This is a genomic window from Pseudomonas sp. F3-2 (assembly GCF_038804275.1).
In the GTDB taxonomy this organism is placed as follows: Bacteria; Pseudomonadota; Gammaproteobacteria; order Pseudomonadales; family Pseudomonadaceae; genus Aquipseudomonas.
In genome coordinates this window covers 1,049,937-1,068,013 of sequence record NZ_CP152388.1, presented here as the reverse complement: position 1 = coordinate 1,068,013, position 18,077 = coordinate 1,049,937, and the positions used below count along the sequence as shown (strand labels likewise).

The 18,077-nt window shown below is 59.4% G+C and carries 16 protein-coding genes; 4 read left to right on the top strand and 12 right to left on the bottom strand.

The genetic code is table 11. The features are described from left to right. Nucleotide 1 precedes the first annotated feature (1 nt). Nucleotides 2-3,028, top strand: coding sequence for a multidrug efflux RND transporter permease subunit (locus AAGQ88_RS04900; protein ID WP_342654572.1), 3,027 nt, complete (start codon nucleotides 2-4; stop codon nucleotides 3,026-3,028). A 112-nt stretch (nucleotides 3,029-3,140) separates the two neighbouring features. On the opposite strand, the gene AAGQ88_RS04895 is transcribed toward AAGQ88_RS04900, so the two are convergent. The 5 genes from AAGQ88_RS04895 to colR form a co-directional block, all read right to left on the bottom strand. Further along, a complete protein-coding gene (locus AAGQ88_RS04895) occupies nucleotides 3,141-3,365 on the bottom strand; it encodes a hypothetical protein (protein ID WP_285423118.1) in 225 nt (74 codons plus the stop codon). Further along, complete coding sequence (locus AAGQ88_RS04890; RefSeq protein ID WP_342654571.1) at nucleotides 3,362-4,081, bottom strand: lipopolysaccharide kinase InaA family protein; 720 nt, start codon at nucleotides 4,079-4,081, stop codon at nucleotides 3,362-3,364. The genes AAGQ88_RS04895 and AAGQ88_RS04890 overlap by 4 nt, the downstream gene beginning before the upstream one ends. A 4-nt stretch (nucleotides 4,082-4,085) precedes the next feature. Then, on the bottom strand, nucleotides 4,086-4,754 hold the full coding sequence (locus AAGQ88_RS04885; protein WP_342655740.1) for a class I SAM-dependent methyltransferase: 669 nt from the start codon (nucleotides 4,752-4,754) through the stop codon (nucleotides 4,086-4,088). 199 nt (nucleotides 4,755-4,953) lie between these two features. Further along, the gene (locus AAGQ88_RS04880; RefSeq protein ID WP_342654570.1) at nucleotides 4,954-6,234 is read right to left on the bottom strand and encodes a HAMP domain-containing sensor histidine kinase; all 1,281 of its coding nucleotides are present in this window, start codon (nucleotides 6,232-6,234) and stop codon (nucleotides 4,954-4,956) included. Further along, nucleotides 6,224-6,907: a two-component system response regulator ColR gene (gene colR, locus AAGQ88_RS04875; protein WP_342654569.1), complete on the bottom strand. Its 684-nt coding sequence runs from the start codon at nucleotides 6,905-6,907 to the stop codon at nucleotides 6,224-6,226. Before colR ends, AAGQ88_RS04880 begins: the two co-directional genes overlap by 11 nt. A gap of 230 nt (nucleotides 6,908-7,137) precedes the next feature. Here colR and AAGQ88_RS04870 point away from each other — a divergent pair, with 230 nt between their 5' ends. Further along, nucleotides 7,138-7,881, top strand: a complete 744-nt coding sequence (locus AAGQ88_RS04870; protein ID WP_342654568.1) for a phosphatase PAP2 family protein — start codon at nucleotides 7,138-7,140, stop codon at nucleotides 7,879-7,881. A 1,012-nt stretch (nucleotides 7,882-8,893) separates the two neighbouring features. Here the strand turns inward: AAGQ88_RS04870 and groL are convergent. The 5 genes from groL to AAGQ88_RS04845 all read right to left on the bottom strand — a co-directional run bounded on the left by groL (nucleotide 8,894) and on the right by AAGQ88_RS04845 (nucleotide 14,247). Further along, nucleotides 8,894-10,537 carry a chaperonin GroEL gene (gene groL, locus AAGQ88_RS04865; protein WP_093461751.1) on the bottom strand — a complete coding sequence of 548 codons (1,644 nt, stop codon included), beginning with the start codon at nucleotides 10,535-10,537 and terminating at the stop codon, nucleotides 8,894-8,896. Nucleotides 10,538-10,588: 51 nt separating this feature from the next. After that, the gene (locus tag AAGQ88_RS04860; protein ID WP_062384143.1) at nucleotides 10,589-10,882 is read right to left on the bottom strand and encodes a co-chaperone GroES; all 294 of its coding nucleotides are present in this window, start codon (nucleotides 10,880-10,882) and stop codon (nucleotides 10,589-10,591) included. Between the two features lie 255 nt (nucleotides 10,883-11,137). Continuing rightward, nucleotides 11,138-11,635 (bottom strand): FxsA family protein, encoded by a 498-nt coding sequence (locus AAGQ88_RS04855; protein ID WP_342654567.1) that lies wholly within the window; start codon nucleotides 11,633-11,635, stop codon nucleotides 11,138-11,140. A 65-nt stretch (nucleotides 11,636-11,700) separates the two neighbouring features. Then, a complete protein-coding gene (locus AAGQ88_RS04850; protein ID WP_342654566.1) occupies nucleotides 11,701-12,432 on the bottom strand; it encodes a HugZ family protein in 732 nt (243 codons plus the stop codon). A gap of 807 nt (nucleotides 12,433-13,239) precedes the next feature. After that, entirely contained in the window at nucleotides 13,240-14,247 is a 1,008-nt protein-coding gene (locus AAGQ88_RS04845) for a DUF481 domain-containing protein (protein ID WP_285423111.1), read from the bottom strand. Between the two features lie 160 nt (nucleotides 14,248-14,407). Between AAGQ88_RS04845 and AAGQ88_RS04840 the strand changes: the two genes are divergently transcribed. Together AAGQ88_RS04840 and AAGQ88_RS04835 are read left to right on the top strand one after the other, a co-directional pair. Next, entirely contained in the window at nucleotides 14,408-14,776 is a 369-nt protein-coding gene (locus AAGQ88_RS04840) for an MGMT family protein (protein WP_342654565.1), read from the top strand. A gap of 42 nt (nucleotides 14,777-14,818) precedes the next feature. Beyond that, nucleotides 14,819-16,378, top strand: a complete 1,560-nt coding sequence (locus tag AAGQ88_RS04835; RefSeq protein ID WP_285423109.1) for an AmpG family muropeptide MFS transporter — start codon at nucleotides 14,819-14,821, stop codon at nucleotides 16,376-16,378. Between the two features lie 100 nt (nucleotides 16,379-16,478). Here the strand turns inward: AAGQ88_RS04835 and AAGQ88_RS04830 are convergent, their stop codons facing one another. Together AAGQ88_RS04830 and AAGQ88_RS04825 are read right to left on the bottom strand one after the other, a co-directional pair. Further along, complete coding sequence (locus AAGQ88_RS04830; protein WP_093462567.1) at nucleotides 16,479-17,333, bottom strand: mechanosensitive ion channel family protein; 855 nt, start codon at nucleotides 17,331-17,333, stop codon at nucleotides 16,479-16,481. Nucleotides 17,334-17,468: 135 nt separating this feature from the next. Continuing rightward, nucleotides 17,469-17,954 (bottom strand): YajQ family cyclic di-GMP-binding protein, encoded by a 486-nt coding sequence (locus AAGQ88_RS04825; RefSeq protein ID WP_093461769.1) that lies wholly within the window; start codon nucleotides 17,952-17,954, stop codon nucleotides 17,469-17,471. Nucleotides 17,955-18,077 lie beyond the last annotated feature (123 nt).

The window sequence follows — 18,077 nt, the reverse complement described above, 5'->3', positions numbered from 1 at the left end:
CATGGCATTCACAGACCCGTTCATCCGCCGTCCGGTGCTCGCCAGCGTGATCAGCCTGCTGATCGTGTTGCTGGGTTTCCAGGCCTTCAACAAGCTGACCATCCGCCAGTACCCGCAGATGGAAAACGCGTTGATCACCGTGACCACGGCGTATCCCGGCGCCAATGCCGAAACCATTCAGGGCTATATCACGCAACCTTTGCAGCAAAGTCTGGCAAGCGCTGAAGGCATCGACTACATGACGTCGGTGAGTCGACAGAATTTTTCGGTCATCTCCATCTACGCGCGCATCGGCGCCAACAGCGACCGGCTTTATACCGAACTGCTGGCCAAGGCCAACGAGGTAAAGAACAAGCTGCCGCAGGACGCCGAAGATCCGGTCCTGACCAAAGAAGCGGCCGACGCCTCGGCGCTGATGTACATCAGTTTCTACAGCGCCGAACTGAATAACCCACAGATCACCGATTACCTGTCGCGGGTCATTCAACCGAAGCTGGCCACCCTGCCGGGGATGGCCGAAGCCGAGATTCTCGGCAATCAGGTCTTCGCCATGCGCCTGTGGCTCGACCCGGTAAAATTGGCGGGTTTCGGCCTGAGCGCCAATGACGTCACTGACGCAGTGCGCAAGTACAACTTCCTTTCGGCGGCCGGTGAAGTAAAAGGCGAATACGTCGTCACCAGCGTCAACGCCACAACGGATCTGAAATCCCCGGAAACCTTCGCCGCGATACCGCTGAAAACCGTGGGCGACAGTCGCGTGTTGTTGGGCGATGTGGCCCGCGTGGAGATGGGCGCGGAAAACTACGACACCGTCAGCTCGTTCGACGGCACGCCCTCGGTGTACATCGGCATCAAGGGCACGCCCAGCTCCAACCCGCTGGATGTGATCAAGGAGGTGCGGCGGATCATGCCGGAGCTCGAAGCCCAGTTGCCGCCGAGCCTGAAAGCCTCCATCGCCTACGATGCCACGCTGTTCATTCAGGCATCGATTCACGAGGTCGTGAAAACGCTGATCGAAGCCGTGCTGATCGTCATCGTCGTGGTCTTCCTGTTCCTCGGCGCGCTGCGCTCGGTGCTGATCCCGGTCATTACCATCCCGCTCTCGATGATCGGCGTGCTGTTCTTCATGCAGATGATGGGCTATTCCATCAACCTGCTGACGCTGCTGGCGATGGTGCTCGCCATCGGTCTGGTGGTGGACGACGCGATTGTCGTGGTCGAGAACATCCATCGGCACATCGAAGAAGGCAAGACGCCGCTGAATGCCGCCCTTGAAGGCGCGCGCGAGATCGCCATGCCGGTGGTGTCGATGACGATCACCCTGGCGGCGGTGTACGCCCCCATCGGCTTCCTCGAAGGGCTCACCGGTGCGCTGTTCAAGGAGTTCGCCCTGACGCTGGCCGGGGCCGTGGTGATTTCCGGCATCGTGGCGCTGACGCTGTCGCCGATGATGTGCGCCCTGCTCCTGCGACACGACGAGAACCCGAGCGGCCTGGCGCATAAGCTCGATCAGGTCTTCGAGGGCTTGAAAGTGCGCTACCAGCGCCTGCTGCACGGGACGTTGAACACCCGAGCGGTGGTGATCGTCTTCGCTGTACTGGTGCTGTGCCTGATCCCGGTGTTCCTCAAGTTCAGCCAGTCGCAACTGGCCCCTGACGAAGATCAGGGCATCATTTTCATGATGGCGACGTCGCCGCAGCCGACCAACCTCGATTACATGAACCGCTACACGGATCAGTTCATCGAGATCTTCAAGGCGTTTCCCGAGTACTACTCGTCGTTCCAGATCAACGGCTTCAACGGCGTGCAGACGGGTGTGGGTGGCTTCCTGCTCAAGCCGTGGGATGAACGCAGCCGCACGCAGATGGAATTGCTGCCCGAGGTCCAGGCCAAGCTGAACAGCATCACCGGCCTGCAGATTTTCGGCTTCAACCTGCCTTCCCTGCCCGGCACCGGAGAAGGCCTGCCGTTTCAGTTCGTGGTCAACACGCCCAATGATTACGCGGCGCTGCTGGAAGTGGTCGACCGGATCAAGAAGCGCGCGGCGGATTCGGGCAAGTTCGCGTTTCTGGACATCGATCTGGCGTTCGACAAGCCGGAAGTGGTGGTCGATATCGACCGCGCCAAGGCCGCACAGATGGGCGTGTCGATGCAGGACCTGGGCGCGAGCCTGGCGACATTGCTGGGCGAGGCGGAGATCAACCGCTTCACCATCGATGGCCGAAGCTACAAGGTCATCGCTCAGGTTGAGCGGGCGTTTCGGGACAATCCCCAGTGGCTCACCAACTACTACGTGAAGAACGCGGAAGGCAAAATGCTGCCGCTTTCGACGCTCATATCAGTCAGCGACAGGGCAAGGCCGCGCCAGCTCAATCAGTTTCAGCAACTGAACGCCGCGATCATTTCCGGTTTTCCACTGGTAAGCCAGGGCGAGGCGATCGAGTTGGTCAGGCAGATCGCCAGTGAGGAAGCACCTCCCGGCTTTTCCTACGATTACGCCGGCGCCTCCCGACAATACGTTCAGGAGGGCAATGCACTGTGGGTGACGTTCGGGCTGGCGCTGGCGATCATCTTCCTGGTGCTGGCGGCGCAGTTCGAGAGTTTCCGCGATCCGCTGGTCATTCTGGTCACGGTGCCGCTGTCGATTTGCGGCGCGCTGATTCCGCTGTTTCTGGGGATTTCGACGCTGAACATCTACACCCAGGTCGGGCTGGTGACGCTGATTGGATTGATCAGCAAACACGGCATCCTGATCGTCGAGTTCGCCAATCAATTGCGCCGCGACAAAGGCCTCACGGCGCGTGAAGCCGTGGAAGAAGCCGCCGCGATCCGACTGCGCCCTGTGCTGATGACCACTGCAGCCATGGTGTTCGGCATGGTGCCGTTGATCCTCGCGACCGGCGCCGGCGCGGTCAGCCGTTTCGACATCGGCCTGGTGATTGCCACAGGGATGTCGGTCGGCACGTTGTTCACCCTGTTTGTGTTGCCGTGTGTGTATGCGTTGTTGGCTTCTCGGGCGTCACGTTGATGCCTTCTGGACTTGGAGTCGGCAGAGTAAGCATTTCTAGCGAACGGCAGGCCCTGAACCAATCAAAATAAAAAGGCCCCGATGTTCGGGGCCTTTTGGTCCGGTGGTTGTATCAATGCTGCGGCCCCGTTCCTTGTGCCAGGCCAAACATCAACAACAGCAGATCATGATCGGGTTGGGCCGAAGCAACAGCCTTGGTCCGAGGCAAAGGACAGGCCCCTTCGCCATGCACAGCACTCAGAATCTTCGGCCCGGGCTGATCCCAGGCAGCCAGGGCAATGGAAGTGACTCCCAACGCCCCGATCAAAAACAAACCTCGTGCCATTTCTAACTTCATCGATCTAAACCTTTGATGGAGCTGCCAAACGCGGTTTCGTAAAAGTAGACTAGCTTGCTCCAATCTGCAGGTTTGAACGACGAGTGGCGACGCAGTTGTTTCATGTCGTGCTGAGCGGCGGCGTAGGCGGTCATTCGCTGTCGGCATTTCTCAAGATCGAGCAGCGCGACCTCAGGCTTGGCATCCGCGCCTTCGCCGACGACGCGCACGAACACATGCTTGATGTAGATGCAGCTGTGCTGCCAGCGCCCCTTGTGCATGCGAGCCAGATTGCCGGCCAGTTCCTTGAGCATCTGCTCATAAACGGCTTCGCCGTACTGCTCGCGACCGCCCGCTTCCAGCCACTTCTCGAATTCGACGTAGCCGTCCAGAGAAGCGGTGACCAGCAGCGCACGCCACTCGTTGTTTTCATCGCGCTCTGCCCCGCAGAACACCATGCGTGGGACGTTGACGTTCAGGTGGTGCAGGCCTTCCAGTGCGTCACGCTCGCGAAGCACCGTCGGACGACCGAACGGGTGCAGCCAGCTGCGATAGATGTGGCCGGTCTGGCGCTTCACGTACAGCAGGCGACCATTCTCTGAAACGACGCGCTGCACACCACTCTCACCGCCCCGGCGAACGTTGGGCTCTTCCACCCATTCGCCCCGGGTGTTCCAGAAGTAGGCGAAACGGTCCTTGGCAGGAACGGTAAACTCTGCAGCGAAATCCACGGCCATCCTGTTACCTCTTACGTAATAGATACACACGCCACATGGCGTACATCGGCAGGAAATCCAGTCGTTCCTGGATACGGAATCCTGCCTGTTGAAATTCAGCTTCGACCGTATCGACCGGTAACACAAAACGATTCTGGAAATCGTGCGGGTTTCGGGTCTTCTCAGCGCGCTTGCGTTTCCAGGCTTTGAAATTGCCATCAACCCACAGCGAGACGATCACGCTGTCTCGGGTCACCCGATGAAACTCCTTCAGCAACACCGCCCTGTCCTCGGCTTTACCGATATGGTGCAGCAGGCGCATGGAAAAAATACTGTCGACTGCGTTATCCGGCATGTCGATGGCGAATGCAGATGTCTGCAAGGGTTGTACCCGTTTCACCACGTCGGCCGGCTGAGACTCGCAGGCAATCTTGACCATGGAGGCCGAGTTGTCTGCGCCGATGATCACGCGGTTCTCTTTTTCTGCCAATACGGGCCAGAAACGACCCGCACCACACGGCAAGTCCAGCACCAGCCCCGGCTCACCTGCCAGCGCCAGCGCACGACGCGCCAGCTGCTTGTCCCGGCGATCAGACAACCGTCGAGCCAGTCCGTCCTTGTGTTTGTGCAAATATTTTTTCGCGTGTTCGTCGTCGTACTTGCGCGAGAAATCCAGCTCGATCCGCTTGCTCATGGGTGCATCTCCTGAAGTTGACTCCGCTAAACTAGGCAGAGCAGCGTCATCGGCAGGTAATGCTGGTGTGAAAAAAGCGTCGAAAAAGCGGGCCAAATGTTACGGGGTTTTTCAAGACGATAGGGCTAGCATATAGCCATATCGCGTCAGATCCCTGCAACATTTCATTTTGGCCATTTGCATTCAACGCAATCGGCTGTCACTGCCGGTCCGATCGCATGTCCACGCTGAAGCGGCAGCCGTTAGGCTCCATGGTGTCGAGCGTAACGGTCCATCCCTGGTTCTCGCAGATCCGCTGGACCAGCGACAGCCCCAGCCCCAGCCCTTCTCCGCGCTTCTCGTTGCCGCGCACGAACGGCTGAAACATCGCTTCGCGCTTCTCCTCGGGAATGCCCACACCGGAATCTTCCACCATGAAGCCTTCGTCTCGCAGCGTCAGGCGAATGAAGCCCTGATCGGTGTAGTGCAAGGCGTTACGCAGCAGGTTGCCCATCACCGCATACAGGAACGTAGCGTTGTAGGGTTTGTCTGATGGATCCGCAGGACAGTACTCCAGCTTCAACCCCTTGGTCTCGATCGGCTCTCGCCACAGGTTGATCAATTGCTGCGCGGCGCCTTGCAACGTCAGCTGAGGGTGCATGCCGGCGTCATCGCGCTGGGTACGAGCCAGCATGAGGAACGTCTGCACCAGATCGCGCATCTCTTCGCACGCCCGCGCCACCCGCTCGACCTGCGCCCTGGCCCGCTGATCCAGCGCCGGGTTGCCCAGCAGCAGCTCGCAAGAACTGGCCAGCACCATCAGCGGCGTACGCAGCTCATGGCTGACGTCGCTGGTGAACATCCGTTCGCGGGTCAGTGCATCGCGCAGACGCCCGAGCGTCGCATCGAAGGCCACCGCCAACTCACCCACTTCGTCGGCGGCGTAGTCCGGCGCCAATGGCGGCGCCAGACCGAGTAATTGATCGCGATGGCGAACCTGCCGGGCCAGCCGCACCACTGGCGCCATCACCCGACGCGCCAGCACCCAGCCAAGGAACACCGCCAGCGCCAGTGCCAGCACGAAGCCCACCAACACGACGGCGAACAGCACACGCTCGCGCTCTTCGAAGTCGCTTTGATCCTGAAGGAGCACGTAGTGTCGGCCGTCGACGATCTCGACCATCGCGTGGTACGACAACGGCCCGCGAAACACTTCATGAAATCCCGGTTCCAGGTGGCGCAAATCCTTGGGCAGTTCGAAATCGCCCGGCCCGCCACTGAAGTAGAACAGCTGGTCGGGCTCGGGACGGTGACTCCAGTCGCTGACGCTGTCCATCAACAGCAAGCGAGTGAGGTCGCCGCCCAACCCCGCCGAGATCAGCTTTTCTTCGACCAGATGGACGGTGGCAACGATGCCCATCGCGAACGACCCGGCAACCAGCGCACTCATCAGCGCAAACGCGATGATGATCCGCTGGGCAAGGCTTTGCTTAAACTCCATCGCGGCCCTCGGCCAGGCGATAGCCAACACCGTGCACGGTCTGCAGAAGAGGTTTGTCGAACGGCTTGTCGATCACCTGACGCAATTGGTGGACATGACTGCGCAAGCTGTCGCTGTCCGGGCAATCGTCGCCCCACAGTGCCTCTTCAAGCACCTCGCGGCGTAGCACGTGCGGGCTTTTCTGCATCAACACCGCCAGCAGTTTGAGGCCGACAGGGTTGAGCTTGAGCATCTTGCCCGCGCGCGTGACTTCCAGGGTGTCGAGGTCGTACTCCAGATCGGCAACCTGCAACGTACGACGTCCGCCGCCTTGTGCACGACGCAACACCGCTTCGATCCGCGCAGCCAGTTCGGACAGCGCAAACGGCTTGAGCAGGTAATCGTCAGCCCCGGAACGGAAGCCCTGCAGGCGGTCATCCAGCTGATCTCTGGCGGTAAGCATGATGACCGGGGTGTCCCGGCGTGCGTCTTCGCGCAGGCGCTTGCACAAGGTATAGCCATCGATGCCGGGCAGCATGATATCGAGCACGATCAGGTCATAGTGTTCAGTGGCCGCCAGGTGCAGGCCGGACAAGCCATCCTGCGCGCAATCGACGGTGTAGCCCTTGAGGCCAAGATAGTCGGCGAGGTTCGCGAGAATGTCGCGATTGTCTTCAACCAGCAGAATTCTCATGAGTGCAGGTCTCCCATTGCGGTTGTCGGCATGCCATGAAGGCGCTACGAAGAACGCGTTCAAGATGCTCGAAGTTGGCGGCAGCTTACGGCCAAGAGCGCCCAAGGGCCAGCGTCGCCGTGCATAACGTTTTTTTCACCCGCGATTCACACCCCGCCGACAGCGCCGCGCACAGACTGCCGACGCTTTGATTCACCTGCAATTTTCCTCGTCATTACACGGAATCTACCATGTCACAAGTCTTCCAACGGCCGGCCTCCCGCCCGATCAACCTTTGGGTTTTCCTGGGCATTCCGGCGCTGACCGCCCTGACGTTGCTGCTGTTGGAGTTGACGTCGCTGGACATGGACATCGCCAAGCTGGCTTATGACCCGGCCACCGGCGATTTCATCGGTCGTCACAGTTACTTCCTGGAAAACGTCTTGCATGACCGCGCCAAACAGGTGGTCATCGCGTTGGGCTTGTTCTCGGTCGCGGGTTACGCAGCCGCCTTCTTCGTCGAAAAACTCAAACCGTGGCGGCGTGAACTGGGCTGTATGGTGCTGTCCATGGCGCTGTCCACGAGTTTCGTTACACCTGTAAAGGTGGTGACAGCGGTGCAATGCCCCTGGAGCCTGACTGAGTTCGGGGGCAAAGAAACCTACAGCGAACTCCTCAGCCCACGCCCACAAACCGACAGCCCCGGCCGATGCTGGCCCGGCGGTCATGCGGCAACCGGCTTCACGCTGTTCGCACTGTTCTTCGTGTTCCGCGACCGAAGACCCCGGCTGGCCAGAGCGGGCCTGATCTTCGCTTTCAGCCTGGGGACGATCTTCTCCATTGGACGAATGCTCCAGGGCGCGCACTTCTTCTCACACAACATCTGGACAGCGGTGTTCTGCTGGTTGATTTGTCTGGGCGCTTACTACGCCGTGCTTTACCGGCCAGAGGCTGGGAGGGATAAGGTGGTTGAAGGAGCGGCGGTTTCTGGATAGGTGTTGGCTTGAGGGCGCTACATCGATGCCCTGCGGGCCCATCGCAAGCAAGCTCACTCCCACAAGTTCTGCGCTCGACACAAACTCTGGCAACGCCACAAATCCCTTGTAGGAGCGTGGCTTGCCCGCGATCTGGCGCGCAGCGGCAGCATAATCGGACGACGCGATTCACCAGGCAGACCGCATAGCCCCGATTCACGGCGACTGCGTCGCCGATCGCGAGCAAGCTCGCTCCCACAAATTCTGCGCTCGACACAAATCCTGGCAACGCCACAAATCCTTTGTAGGAGCGCGGTTTGTCCCGCGATCTGGCGCGCAGCGGCAGCAGCATCGGATGACGCGGTTCACCAAGCAGACCGCATAGTTTCTACGGCGACTGCGTCGCCGATCGCGAGCAAGCTCCCACAGGGATCTGCGGGTATTCCCGAACTCTCCGGCCACACCCAACTCCCGTAGGAGCGCGCTTGCCCGCGAAGACTGAGTAACAGCCGAAGCATCTCCACCGGATACACCGGCCAATTCGCGGGCAAGCGCGCTCCTACAAAGGTACGCGGCGCTGACTGGTTACAAAACCTATGGGGCAAGCTTGCTCATGAACGGTGACGTCCAGACGCTACATTTCCACAGCATCCACTGGCCTCTTCCCGGCTGAAGCCGGTCCTACAGACGCTACGAGCTTTTCGTAGGACCGGCTTTAGCCGGGAACGCGTCGGGCGTCACGCCGTTGATCGAGGGGCTGTTAAAGACAGTTGGCTCACTCGCACATTTGTTGCAACGTGCCGCAGTCCGACAGATCTCCTCGTCCGCATTTCGGTGTTCCATCGAAATTCTTGGCGAACACGAAGGCGATCAACTCAGTCCATCAGACCGCGGCACGTTGCAACAGATGTAGGAGTGAGCTTGCTCGCGATAGGCCCGAAGGGCATCAGAGTAACGATCCAAAGCCAGTCCCCCATAAAAAAACCCCGCCGAAGCGGGGTTTCTTTATTACAGCTAAAGGGTGAAGGCCGACTTACATCATGCCGCCCATGCCACCCATGCCGCCCATGTCTGGCATGCCGCCAGCTGCAGGCTTGTCTTCAGCCACGTCAGCGATCATCGCCTCGGTGGTGATCATCAGACTGGCGATGGAGGACGCGGCCTGCAGAGCAGAACGAGTCACTTTAGCCGGGTCCAGAATACCCATTTCGATCATGTCGCCGTATTCGCCGGTGGCAGCGTTGTAACCGAAGTTACCCGAACCCTGCTTGACCTTGTCGACTACAACGCTTGGCTCGTCGCCGGAGTTGGCAACGATCTGACGCAGCGGTGCTTCAACAGCGCGGCGCAGCAGTGCGATACCGACGTTCTGATCGGCGTTGTCGCCTTTCAGCTCGGAGATGGCCTGCAGGGAGCGGACCAGAGCCACGCCACCGCCAGGTACCACGCCTTCTTCGACGGCTGCGCGGGTTGCGTGCAGGGCGTCTTCAACGCGGGCCTTCTTCTCTTTCATTTCAACTTCGGAACCGGCACCGACCTTGATCACTGCAACGCCGCCGGACAGCTTGGCCAGACGCTCTTGCAGCTTCTCTTTGTCGTAGTCGGACGAAGTGTCACCGATTTGCTGACGGATCTGAGCGATACGTGCGTCGATGTCGGTCTTCACGCCGGCACCGTCGATGATGGTGGTGTTTTCTTTGTTCAGCACGACGCGCTTGGCGTTACCCAGGTGCTCCAGGGTAGTGCTTTCCAGGCTCAGACCGATCTCTTCGGAGATGACGGTACCGCCAGTCAGGACAGCGATGTCCTGCAGCATGGCCTTGCGACGGTCACCGAAGCCTGGCGCCTTGACGGCAGCGACTTTGACGATGCCACGCATGTTGTTCACAACCAGAGTCGCCAGGGCTTCGCCTTCAACGTCTTCGGCAACGATCAGCAGAGGACGGCCGGCTTTGGCGACGGCTTCCAGGACTGGCAGCATTTCGCGGATATTGGAGATCTTCTTGTCAACCAACAGCAGCAGAGGGCTGTCCAGCTCAGCAACCATGGTGTCCGGCTTGTTGATGAAGTACGGGGACAGGTAGCCACGGTCGAACTGCATGCCTTCAACGACCGACAGCTCGTTTTCCAGACCCGAACCTTCTTCAACGGTGATGACACCGTCTTTGGTCACTTTTTCCATGGCTTCGGCAATGATGTCGCCGATGGAATTATCGGAGTTGGCCGAGATGGTGCCGACCTGAGCAATGGCCTTGGTGTCGGTGCAAGGCTTGGACAGCGATTTCAGCTGAGCAACGATGGCGATGGTCGCCTTGTCGATGCCGCGCTTGAGGTCCATCGGGTTCATGCCGGCAGCGACGGCTTTCAGGCCTTCGTTGACGATGGCTTGAGCCAGAACGGTAGCGGTGGTGGTACCGTCACCAGCGTCGTCGTTGGCACGGGAGGCAACGTCTTTGACCAGCTGCGCGCCCATGTTTTCGAAACGGTCTTTCAATTCGATTTCTTTGGCAACCGACACACCGTCTTTGGTGATCAGCGGAGCGCCGAAGCTTTTCTCGATGATGACGTTACGGCCTTTCGGGCCCAGAGTTGCTTTGACAGCGTCGGCCAGGACGTTTACACCAGCCAGCATCTTTTTACGGCCAGCGTCGCCGAATTTAACTTCTTTAGCAGCCATGATCGTTATTCCTTAAATACTTTGTAGTAACGGGAAATGCGGGGTATCAACTCAGCCTTCGACGACCGCGAGAATTTCGTTCTCGCTCATCACCAGCAGGTCTTCGCCGTCTACTTTCACAGTGTTGCTGCCGGAGTAAGGGCCGAACACCACTTTGTCACCCACTTTCACGGCCAGCGCACGTACTTCACCGTTGTCCAGGATGCGACCGGCACCGACGGCGATGATTTCGCCACGGTTTGGTTTCTCAGCAGCCGAACCTGGCAGCACGATACCGCCAGCAGTCTTGGTTTCTTCTTCGCTGCGACGGATTACGACGCGGTCATGCAGAGGACGAAGCTTCATTGTCGATCTCCTAATTATGGTTTTTGAACGCCCGGTGTTGGCACCGGGGGGTTAAAACATCCGGGCTTGCCGGTTACGGTTCGCGAGCGAACCGCAGAATACGGTCTGACGAAATGCGCCAGAAACCTTGCGGTGACCCATACATAAGGGCGAGCAAGCTGATTACAAGGCTCGACCCAGAAATTTTTTAACGAAATGGCGGTCGCCAAAAAGCAGTACGGCACCCGAAGGTGCCGTGCAAGTCATGGAGGCGGATCACTTTTTGTCGAGCGGCTCGTATTCGCCTTCGATCACCTCACCTTCGATGACCTCCGGCCGCCGCGCACTCGGGCGACCCGCGCTCGGGCCTGCGGGGTTCGCCGCATGCATGTCTTCGGCAAAAGCCCGCTGCCGCGCGGCCTGATCCTGCGCACGCTGGCGCACCTTGTTGGCCAGCAGACGACGAGTGAACGGCATCAGGCAAATGACACCGAGCACATCACTGATGAAGCCCGGCAGCACCAGAAGCCCGCCACCTACCGTCATCATCAAGCCATCCATCATCTGCTGCGCGGGCAGTTCGCCCCGAGCCAGACTTTCGCGTGCGCTCATGGCAGTGGCCAGACCGGCGACGCGAATCACGAAAATCCCAAGCATCGAGCCTGCGACGACCAACAGGAACGTCGCCAGAAAGCCGATAGACATCCCGACCTTTACCAGCACGAACAGCTCGAGCACCGGAAAAAGCAATAAAAGCAAAAGAAAAGCGCGCATCAAATCAGTTCCTCAACGGAAGACGTCTTCCAGTAGAGCCTAGATGAAGTCGCAAATTCGTTAATTCAAGCCTCGACGGCTTCAGCGACCGGCCATTTTTCAGCGTGAGCCAGCTGAACCAAGGCCTGGCGCACTTGTGTCGGCGTATTACAAGGCTCCGGGAAGGCCAACCAGAACAGTCCCTGACCGATGCGCAGATGCATGCCTTCGCTGTCGATGCCGACCAGCGTCGCGGGCTCGGTCGCCGGCAGACCCGCCAGTTCGACATAGTGCGCGATGGCTTTGGCGTGGTCCTGGTTCATGTGCTCGACCATGCTGGTCTCGGCGGCACCGGCGAAAGGGTTGGTCAGTGCGACCTCGTCCAGCCAGTGGATCGCGCCGAAGCCGCCGATGAAGCGATAACGCACCGGCGTCAGCACCCAGAAGTCGAAATCGTGCGCGCTGTGGTAGCTCTGCGATTCGGGGAAATAGCGGTAATAGCGCTGAGCGGCAGCTTCGATGGCCACGTCATCGCTGAGCTTATGCGCCTCGGCCATGACAGTGACGCGCCCGACGGCCTGAACGTCTTCGGCGCCCCGCTCGCCCACCAGCAGCGAGCATTTGGGGTCGAGCTGCAGATTGTGGGTGTGCTGAGCGATGCGGCTGATCAGGATCAGCGGACGGCCCTGGTCGTCCAGGCAATACGGCACCACGGAGCCGAAGGGGAAACCGGGCATCGACTTGGAATGAGTCGACAGCACGCCACGATATTCCTTGAGCAGCAATGCTCGGGCTTGCCGGTTGGCTTTGGCGCTCATGGTGGGGCTCCTCAAAGAAAACGTAATCTGCACAGACGAAAAGACCCACATCGGCGGGTATCGGGAACAAGATAATCGTTATCGCAGGCGGGTGCCAGATTGAGAAGCTGTGACGATTTTGCGAAGAAATCGCGTAAAAACTCTGTGGGCCAATCGCGAACGCTGTGGGAGTGAGCCAACTGTCTTTAACAGCCCCTCGATCAACGGCGTGACCCCCGACGCTTTCCCGGCTAAAGCCGTTCCTACGAAAAGCTCGCAGCGTCTGTAGGACCGGCTTCAGCCGGGAAGAGGCCAGTGGATGCGGTGGAAATGTAGTGTCTGGACGTCAGCTTTCATGAGCAAGCTTGCCCACAGGTTTTGTTACCAGTCAGCCCCGCGTACCCTTGTAGGAGCGCGCTTGCCCGCGAATTGGCCGGTGTGTCCGGTGGAGATGAAGCGGCTGTTACTCAGTCTTCGCGAGCAAGCTCGCTCCTACGGGAGTTGGGTGTGGCCGGAGAGTTCGGGAATACCCAGAGATCTCTGTGGGAGTGAGCTTGCTCACGAAAGGCCGGTACATCCGCTGAAAATGCTTCGGCTGTTACTCAGTCTTCGCGAGCAAGCTCGCTCCTACGGGAGTTGGGTGTGGCCGGAGAGTTCGGGAATACCCGGAGATCTCTGTGGGAGTGAGCTTGCTCACGAAGCGGTCATGACATCCGGCAAAGATGCGACGACAGCCAGCAAGCATTCGCGAGCACGCTCGCTCCCACAGTGCCTGACTCCGCAAGTCGACTGAAGCTCTACTTGCGGGACCAATATCAAGAAACCGCCTTACCAGGCCACGCCGAAGCCTGCGGTGTAACGAGTCTTGTCCAGATCGCCGTCGTCAGATCCGCTGATGATGTTCTTCTCGGCCTTGAGGTTGAGGGACGCCCACTCGGTGACTTTGTAACGCAGGCCGATTTCGGTATCCAGGCTGTAATCGGCAACGCCACTGATAGGCTTGCCGAGTTCGCCGTTGGTGAAGAACTCAACCTTCTTGCCAATCAGGTAGCGGTTGTAGTCCCAGGTGCCGGATACCGAGTAGAAGTTGTCTTTCTCCCCGTTGGAGTATTCGTAATCCGTGCGGTTAAGCAGCGTCCCGACCTTGAACGCACCCAGTTCATCGTCCCAGAACTGATAGCCCGGACCGGTACCGACCGTTCTCTGGCGGCGCAGGTCTTCGATGTTGTCGTGCTTGTAGGTAATCCGGCCATCCCAGAACCACTTGTCGGTGATGAACCGGTCGATGGAGTACTCGGCGTTCCAGTTGTCGGTGGTGGTCTCTTTGTCCTGCGTCTCGCGGTTGTACTCACCCTCGGCGTTGTGACGCCATCTGCCATGAGTAGCCGAAGTCTTGAACGCGATGTTGTAGTCGTCGGTGTCTTTGTCAGCACGCTGGAAGTCCAGGGCGGCGTCGACATTGCCCTTCCAGACCAGATCAGTCACCACAGGTTTGGGCTTCATGATCTGCTGGATGCTGGCCAGATCCACGGTCTTGGGCGCGTCGCCGTTGGCAAGGGTGACCTTGCCGTCATCGGCGGCGTGCAGCGACTTGGATATTTCACCGTTGTAGGCGTCCTGCTTGACCAGCAAGTGCTGGTCACTCTCCAGCGTCTTGACCTCTTTCCAGTCCAGCGGGATATCGCCTGCATACTTGGTGTTGAGCAGCAGCTTCCCGCCGTCGAAGACCTTGATGGTCCCGGTCAGCTTGTCACCGTTCTTCAACCAGACGGTGTCGGCGAGCAAGGGAGTGGAAGCGCTGGTAATAGCTAGACACAACAGGGTTCTGGACAACATAAGCAACTACAAGGCTCTGGTTCGCGGAAAATCGGGCATTATCCTTGCGGACAACGTCAAGGCAATCGAGGGACCGCCGGCACAGGTAACACTGACCGTAGGAAATTTCCCAAGTTCCTTATCGAAAATTCCCGTTGGTCCTACAATCAGGAACGAATGCGTGATCGAACAATCCTCGATCGAAAACGACCCCACCGGCCTGTCTCCCGCAGAGGCCCGGCGCACGGCACTTTACCTCACGCTGCATCAAGTGCCGGAGGGAAAAGTCGTGAGTTACGGGCAGCTGGCCGAGCTGGCCGGTTTAGGACGAGCGGCACGCTTCGTGGGCCGCACCTTGAGCCAGTTGCCAGACGGCAGCACCCTGCCGTGGCATCGCGTATTGGGCGCCGGAGGTCGACTCAGCCTGGCGGCAGGCACCGTGTCGGGAAAGGAGCAACGGGCGCGGTTGCGTGCCGAAGGCGTGACCATCCGTAACAATCGTGTGGATATGCAGCGTCATGGCTGGCGTCCGACAGAGCACAACGGTTAGAGTGCGCGCTTTGTTTACGTAATCTGAGGCAGATTCCAGCCCATGCCCCGCAAAACCTGGCGCGCCGCGCTCGCCGCATATGCCAGCCCCTCTACCTTTGTGCTCTTGCTGCTCGGGTTTGCCGCAGGCATGCCTTACATGCTGGTGTTCTCTACGCTTTCTGTCTGGCTGCGCGAAGCGGGCGTGGCCCGTGAAACCATCGGTTATGCCAGCCTGATCGGCCTGGCCTACGCGTTCAAATGGGTGTGGTCGCCCCTGCTCGACCAATGGAGTCTGCCGCTGCTGGGTCGGCTTGGCCGTCGGCGTTCCTGGCTGGTGCTGTCGCAATCTCTGGTGACACTGGGTCTGATCGGCATGGGCTTCTGCGACCCGCAGCAGCACCTGTCCTGGCTGATCGCGATTGCCGTTCTGGTCGCCTTTTCGTCTGCCACGCAAGACATCGCCATCGATGCTTACCGCCTGGAGATCGCCAGCGATAGCCAGCAAGCCACCCTCGCCGCCAGTTACATGGCCGGTTACCGGGTCGCGGCGCTGCTTGCCACGGCCGGCGCGCTGTATTTTGCCGAAGGTTTCGGCTCCACCGGCTTCGCTTACAAACACTCCGCCTGGACCGGCACCTACGTGTTGTTCGGTTTGCTCATGGTGCCCGCGCTGATCACCAGCCTGATCATGCGCGAGCCGTCCGTGCCATTGCGCACGCAGCTGTCGGCGGCCCGTTACGGCTTCGTTCATCAACTGGCATCGGTGTTCGTGCTGATCGTCCTGTTGGTGTCGGTGCCTGCCATGTTCACGCAGTTGTACAACACCGACTTCGCCAGCGTGCTCTTTCAAGGTACGACCTGGAAAGACCTGCTCATGGAAGACCGCGCCTTTCTGCGTGCGATTCTCTACACCCTCCTGACAGGCGCGTGCCTTTCTTCTGTAGGACGTCGCGGGTTGGCGCCGGTGCTGACGCCGATCAACGATTTCATCCTGCGTTACCGCTGGCAAGCGCTGCTGCTGCTCGGCCTGATCGCAACCTATCGCATGTCCGATACGGTGATGGGCGTGATGGCAAACGTGTTCTATATCGACCAAGGCTTCACCAAGGATCAGATCGCCAGCGTCAGCAAGATTTTCGGGCTGGTCATGACCTTGGTGGGCGCGGCATTCGGCGGTCTGGCGATCGTGCGGTTCGGCATTCTGCCGATCCTGTTCATTGGCGGAGCAACCTCTGCCGCCACCAACCTGCTGTTCCTGATGCTGGCCGACATGGGCCCGAATCTGAAAATGCTGATTGTCACCATCTCGCTGGACAACTTCAGTTCAGGCCTTGCGACGTCGGCGTTCGTGGCGTACCTGTCGAGCCTGACCAACCTGAAGTTCTCGGCCACGCAGTACGCCCTGCTCAGCTCGATCATGCTGCTGCTGCCGCGTCTGATTGGAGGCTATTCAGGGGTCATGGTCGAGAAGCTGGGCTATCACAACTTCTTCCTGGTGACGGCGCTGATGGGCGTACCGACGCTGTTCATGATTGCGCTGCACTGGGTGCAGGAAGCGCGCAAGGAGAAGCGCGAAGAGGACGAGAAACCGGCCGAAACGCAGGTAAGCGAACAGCCCTGATCTTCACCCGGCAACGCGCCCGCCCTCTGACGCACTCCCGACACCCAACAAAAAGCCCCGGTCTCTTTCGAGCCGGGGCTTTTGCGTTTCTGCTCAGGGTTTAACGCTGAGGCATTGCTTCCTGCTGCTCCTGCACCACACGAACCACGCGCTGCGGGAACGGGATGTCGATGTTCGCTGCACGCAGGCGATCACGAATCTCGGCGTTGAAACGGTTGGACACTTCACCGAAATCGCCGGTCTTGGTCCAGACCCGCAGTGACACGGTGATCGAGCTGTCGCCAAGCGCCGCCACCACGGCCTGCGGCGCCGGATCCTGCAGCACGCGCGGATCGTCGGCCATTTCCATCAGCACGCCGAGCGCCTGCTTGAGGTCGGCGTCGTAGTCGATGCCCACATCGAAGGTGATCTTGCGGGTCGGCTGACGGTTGGTGTTGGTGATGATGCCGTTGGACAGGTTGCCGTTGGGCAGGATCACGGTCTTGTTGTCACCGGTGCGGATGATCGTGTGGAAGATCTGAATGCTGTCGACGGTGCCCGACACACCTTGCGCTTCGATCCAGTCACCGATGCGGAAGGGACGAAACAGCAGAATCAGCACCCCGCCGGCGAAGTTGGCGAGGCTGCCTTGCAGCGCCAGGCCGATGGCCAGACCGGCAGCACCGATCGCAGCGACGAACGAGGTGGTTTCGACGCCGATCATCGAGGCGACGCTGACGATCAGGAGGATCTTGAGAATGATGTTGCCCAGGCTGCTGATGAACCCCTGCAACGCCAGATCAACGTGACGCAGGGCCAGCAGCGCGCCCACTTTTGAAGTCAGTTTATTGATCAGCCACCAGCCGACCAGCAGCACGACGACCGCCAGCAGCACGCGGCTGCCGTATTGCATGACCATGGGAATCCAGGCTTGGGAAGCCTTGACCAGGTGATCCACCTGGCCGTTCAAATCCAGCTCCATTGAGTGCTCCTTGTGGTCGCGAAACGAAAGCAGAAACGATGACGCTCACAGGCGCCATCGTTTCAAGGGGACCTGCACTCCGACGCGCGTAAAACCCTCAGGTTCCCGCGTTGAGGCAAATCGGCGGGATCAGTCGCGGAAGTTATTGAATTGCAGCGGCATGCCGAATTCTTTCGCACGCAGGGCGGCGATGGCTTCCTGCAGATCGTCACGCTTCTTGCCGGTCACGCGCACTTGCTCGCCCTGGATGGCGGCCTGGACCTTGAGCTTGGCGTCCTTGATGTGCGCGACGATTTTCTTGGCCAGCTCCTTGTCGATGCCTTCCTTGAGCGTCGCTTCCTGCTTCATCACTTTGCCGGACGGATAGGCATCCTTCACTTCCAGACATTGCACGTCGATCTTGCGCTTGATCAGGGCCAGTTTAAGGATCTCGATCATGGCTTCGAGCTGAAACTCGGCCTCGGCGGTGAGGTTGACGGTGAGTTCCTTTTCCTTGAACTCGAAGCTGCCTTTGCCTTTGAGGTCGTAGCGGCGGTCCAGCTCCTTGATCGCGTTGTCGACGGCATTCGTGACTTCGTGTTTATCCAGTTCGGACACTACGTCGAACGAGGGCATGTAGATTCTCCAATTGATACGGCGCGGCTCGACATGTGGATGGAGCACGCCTGACTTGACGGTATGAAAGCCCGCTCATTATAACGAGACTTTTCCCACGTTCATGTGAGCCTGCGATGTCGA